Source organism: Streptomyces sp. RKAG290, from assembly GCF_023701695.1.
Lineage (GTDB): Bacteria > Actinomycetota > Actinomycetes > Streptomycetales > Streptomycetaceae > Streptomyces.
The window spans coordinates 1-4,375 of the sequence record NZ_JAJOZC010000016.1 but is presented as its reverse complement, the minus strand read 5'-3'; the positions used below and the strand labels follow the sequence as shown (position 1 = coordinate 4,375).

Sequence of the window (4,375 nt, the reverse complement as noted above, 5' to 3'; positions counted from 1 at the left end):
GGAGGATGCCGCGGAGCAGCAGGTCGCGGAGCGAATTGCGCAGCTGACCACGGAAGTACCAGACGCAGGCGAGAGCGGTGGTGCCGTAGTAGCAGGCGATCAGGAGTCCGACGCACAGGATGGCGTCCCCGAGAAAGTCGGTGGAGACGAGCGTGAGCAGAACAAGCAGGCAGGCGGCCGTGGCGCCGATGAACACGGTGCCGAAGCCGGGGGTGCGGTGCCGGGGATGGATGCGGGCGAAGGCGGTGGGCAGGGCGCCGTGAGCGGCCATGGACAGCGTGCCGCGCGAGGAGCCTACGAGGCTGGTGAGCAGAGCGGAGACCGCGGAGACGCAGACGGCCAACTGCATTACTTTGGCCAGCGCCGTGCCGAGGACGGGTGGTGCCAGGGCGGACAGGATGTCAGCGGCGTTGTCGGGGTTGGCGAGCCCGGTGCCGCTGGTGCCCGTGCCGGCGAAACTGATCGCCGCGAAGGCGGTGAACAGATACGTGCCCAGCAGGACGAGGGTGGAGATGACGGCGGCCTGGCCTGCGACGCGATCCCCGTCGCGCGTCTCCTCGTTCGCGGTGATCAGCGCGTCCCAGCCCCAGTAGATGAACAGGCACAGCATGACCGCCTCGGCGAAAGGGCCGAAGCCGCCGAAGGCGAAGGGGTTGAGCCAGGCCAGGGAGGGTGCGACTGCGCCGTGGCGGGCGAACGCGGTGGCGCCGAAGCCGAGCAGGGCGGTCAACTGCAGTCCGAGCAGTACGTATTGGACGGACGCCGCGAGATTCAGGCCCCGGTAGGCGATCGAGGTGACTGCCGCCAACAGAGCCACCGCGGTGATGGCCACGGCGGTGCTGCTGTCGGCGAGTGAGTGCAGACCGAGCAGTTGGAGCAGGTAGGTGGCGCCGACCTGGGAGAGCGCTGTCATCGCGATGAGGGTGGCGATCTGCACCACCCAGCCGCCGGTGAGCCAGCCGGCCAGCGGCCCGAAGGCGCGCGTGGTCCACACGAACGTGGTGCCGCAGTCCGGCATCTCGCGATTCAGCTCACGAAAGGCGAATGCGGTGAGCAGGATCGGCACGAAGCCCAGCAGCAGTGCGGCTGGCGCGAGATCCCCGACGGTCAGGGTCACGAAGCCGAGGGTGACGGCGATGCTGTAGGCCGGGGCGACACAGGACAGTCCGAGAGTGACGGAGGCGAGTAGCCCACCGAACCCCCGCGCAGCCCTTGGTCGGGGCTGGCGCGGGCCCTGTTCTGGCCTCGGCGTCGGTCGGGTTGGGCATGGGGCCTCCGTAAGCCGCAGGTTTGTTAAACACAGATTTAAGACCTGTGTCGTTGTCCCGTCAATAGAGGATGGGCTATTGTTAAATTTGCTTACAACAGGGTAGTGAGAGGATCAACGTGGCGGCGAGGAAGGGCAGCAGCAAGGAGGCCCGTCGGGCCGAGCTGGGCAAAGCGGTGGAGCGCGCTCTGATGGTGCGCGGGCTTGAGGGGCTGCGGCTGCGTGACGTCGCCGAGGAGGCGGGCGTCACTTCCGCCGCGGTTCTCTACTACGGAGACCTCGATACCCTGGTCCACGAGGCGTATCAGCAGGCCATCGAGCGCTACAGCCAGGAGCGCGAGCGGGCCGCCGGCCGGTTCGCCGATGCCCGCGATCAGCTGCGGGCCTGCATTGGCAACGGTGTCGCCGTGGGGCCCGACGACGCGCTGACCCGGCTGCTGTTCGAGTACTGGCCGCGCTGTCTGCGCGACGCCAGGGCCGCCGCGCTCGACAGCGCGCTCACGGAGCGCCAGATCGCGGTGTACTCAGGAATCCTGGTCCTCGGGCAGGCGCAAGGTCATTTCGCCCTCCAGGATCCACCCCGACTGCTCGCCGCGAACTTCGTCGCCATGGAGGACGGCTATCAGATGGAGGTTCTCGCCGGCCGCCGCACGCGTGCCGACGTGATCACCGCCCTGCGCGCCCACGCTCGCGCAGTCACGGGGTATGAGCTGGTCGACTAACCCTGAGGATGGTCCTAGGCATCGGCCGACGCCCTCGGGAGTGCCAGGCTGATGTTGAGTGGAGAGGACCCCTGCGTGGATCGCCTTCGCCTCTGAGCGCGGGTGAGGATCTACCTTGAGGGGCGCCGTCACCGGGCGCGCGGACGGCGACGGGGGGTGTCCCCGCGGCCGGGGGCATCGTATGGACGCCGGCGTCGCCGACGAGGCCGGCTGGACGTGCTCCGAGGTCTCCACCGTCCCCCGGGCCACCTCGGTCGGAGTGCTCACTCCCCACCGGCCCCGCCCACCGAGTGCCCGCCGTCCTCGTTGCCCCCGTCCTTGGGTCCGTCGGGGCCTGCCATGCCGGCAGGGCCCCGACGGTCAGCTGCACCGCCGCTGCCGCGACTCGTGCCGATGTCACTCAGCCCTTAGGCCAGGATGCGACGGCGCCCCATGGCGCCGAGCCATGCGGCGGAGGGCTTGGGGGTACGGACGAAGGTCTCGCGGTCGACGGCGATCAGCCCGAAAGTGGGTGCATAGCGACCCCACTCGTAGTTGTCCAGAGCGCTCCAGTGGAAGTAGCCGCGGACATCGATGCCGTCGTCCATGGCGCTGGTGAGGGAGTCCAGAGCCTCCGAGGTGTACTGGATACGGCGGGTGTCGTCGGCGGTGGCGATGCCGTTCTCGGTGACGATCAGGGGGACGCCGGGGGCGACGGCCGCACTGTGACGCAGCGCTTCCCCCAGGGCCCCGGGGTAGAACTCCCATCCCATGAGGGTGTGTTCCGCCCCCGGCGGTACGGGCAGAGGGCCGTCGGGGCCGATGCGAGTGCGGGTGTACGACTGCACGCCGAGCCAGTCGTCGTCGCGGGCCGCTTCGAGAAAGACATCCTCACGGGGGCGGCGGAACGCCGCCGCGACGTCCTCCGACCCGGGCAACGGCTGGTACACCTGATTCGCGACAGACCAGCCGCACAGTACCTGCGGAGCAAGGGACTTGATCGTCTCGACGGCACGGCCGTGGGCACGTACGAGGGCCTCGGTGGTGGCACCATCCGGCGTTGTCAGCCCGAACGTGGGCAGTTGGTCCCCGGAGAAATGGGCCTTGTAGAGGGTGGCCATGGAGGCGAGCATGTTGGGCTCGTTGATGGTGCACACGTGGGTGACGCCGGTGGCGTAAATGGGGGCCGCTGCGGTGAGGAACCGGGCGAACAGTTCGTCCGAACCCGCCGCGGCCCAGCCGCCGCGCTCCGTGAACCACCGGGGAGCGGTGAAGTGGTGCAGCGTCACCAGCGGCCGCAGACCGCGTTCGTGCGCACCGTCGACCATGAGCCGGTAGTGGGCGATCGCGGCTTGGGAGAACTCGCCCGGAGCGGGTTCGATGCGCGCCCACTCGATGCTGAACCGGTAGTCGGTGAAACCTAGTTGAGCCAGCAGGTCCATGTCCTCTGGCCAGCGGTGGTAGCTGTCGCAGGCGTCGCCGCTGGGCTCCTTGATGTAGGGGTTGTCCATGTGCTCGAAGAGCCACCAGTCGCTGTTGGTGTTGTTGCCTTCGATCTGGTGCGCGGAGGTGGAGGCGCCCCACAGGAAGCCGTCGGGGAGTCGTCGTGTGGGCGTCATGAGCTGTTCTCGTTTCAGGATGTCGGGTTGGGGTCAGCGGGGTTGGTTCAGGGCGGCCCTGCGCCGGGCGTCCAGTTCACGCTGTACGCGGGCGGTGTCTGCGGCGTACGGGCGATAGAGCAGGGTGAGGAAGAGGCCGTTGATCACCATGAGGACGACGAGGATCCACAGGAAGACCACTTGGAGCCCGACGGTGTCGGCGAGGAATCCCGCGCCCAGGCTGTAGCCCGCCCAGGCGAGCGCCTCGGCGATGGACACGTACAACGCAAAGGCTCCGCCCCGGAGTTCGGGTGGGGTGATGGCCATGACCATCGGCCGGTTGACGCTCGGGTTGATGCCCTGTGACGCGCCTAGCAGGGCGAAGAAGACGCCGTACACGAGGATGCTGTCGTAGTGGAACTGGCTGCCGAAGAAGGCGAAGAGGGCGAAGGCGAGCTGGGCCGCCTGGAGGACGGCGACCGGCCCGAAACGCGGACTGCGCCGGGAGGCCCAGTCGGCGGCTGCACCGCCCAGGAGGGTTCCGAGGAAGTAACCGACACCGAAGGGCAGGGTGACGAGTGTGGCCTTCTGGGTGCTGAATCCGTGCACGTCCACCAGGAAGACCACGCCGAACGTTCCCACCAGCAGGTGCCCGGACAGCAGGCGCGAGATGATCAGGATTACCAGGCTGCGGATCTTGAGGAGCGAGAACGCCTTGGCCCAGGTGAGCTTCGAGTGAGCTTCACGGGTGCCCTGGTCGAGGTCGGCGAGCTGCTCCTCGGCGGCGCCCCTGCCCGGGTCGCGGAACC

4 protein-coding genes are annotated in these 4,375 nt (G+C 68.5%); 1 reads left to right on the top strand and 3 read right to left on the bottom strand.

All coding sequences use genetic code 11. The annotated features are described in order from the left end of the window. Positions 1–1,117 (bottom strand): APC family permease (locus tag LNW71_RS35595; protein WP_250972341.1); only part of this gene is annotated, 1,117 nt, incomplete at its 3' end. Between the two features lie 269 nt (positions 1,118–1,386). Between LNW71_RS35595 and LNW71_RS35590 the strand changes: the two genes are divergently transcribed. Next, entirely contained in the window at positions 1,387–1,989 is a 603-nt protein-coding gene (locus tag LNW71_RS35590) for a TetR/AcrR family transcriptional regulator (RefSeq protein WP_250972340.1), read from the top strand. A gap of 407 nt (positions 1,990–2,396) precedes the next feature. Here the strand turns inward: LNW71_RS35590 and LNW71_RS35585 are convergent, their stop codons facing one another. After that, positions 2,397–3,587, bottom strand: coding sequence for a family 1 glycosylhydrolase (locus LNW71_RS35585; protein ID WP_250972339.1), 1,191 nt, complete (start codon positions 3,585–3,587; stop codon positions 2,397–2,399). A gap of 33 nt (positions 3,588–3,620) precedes the next feature. Next, positions 3,621–4,375, bottom strand: a 755-nt coding sequence (locus LNW71_RS35580; RefSeq protein WP_250972338.1) for an MFS transporter, incomplete at its 5' end; no start/stop codon positions are given.

Coding starts and splice junctions, on each gene's coding strand:
- LNW71_RS35585 (WP_250972339.1), bottom strand. CDS start 3,587: ATGACGCCCACACGACGACTCCCCGACGGCTTCCTGTGGGGCGCCTCC.